The 309-nt window shown below is 68.9% G+C and carries 1 protein-coding gene; it reads right to left on the reverse strand.

All coding sequences use genetic code 11. The features are described 5' to 3' along the window. The coding region (locus J4573_RS53460; protein WP_208264197.1) for a hypothetical protein at positions 1-309 on the reverse strand (309 nt) is incomplete at both ends.

Raw genomic sequence — 309 nt, forward strand, 5'->3', positions numbered from 1 at the left:
TCGTGGACCACGTTCCGGTGTTCATCCGCGGAGATCACGTCCAGTGCGCGGATCCGGCGTCGAGGGTCCTCGACGGCCTTGGTGAGCACCTGCACGAAACGCTCGGCGATGCGGTCGACGGTCGCGGGGGCGAACAAGTCCATTGCACCGGTGAGCACGCCCCGCAGGCCGGCGGGCCGCCCGTCGTCCTCTATTTCGGTGATCGAGAAGTCCAGGTCGAACCGGGCGGCGGCGACACGGGTAAGGCCGTCGACCGCCGAGACGTCAAGTGCCGGGAGGGCGAGGGTGGCCGGAGCGGTGTTCTGGAGT

Source organism: Actinomadura barringtoniae (assembly GCF_017573505.1).
GTDB classification, from domain to species: Bacteria; Actinomycetota; Actinomycetes; order Streptosporangiales; family Streptosporangiaceae; genus Spirillospora; species Spirillospora barringtoniae.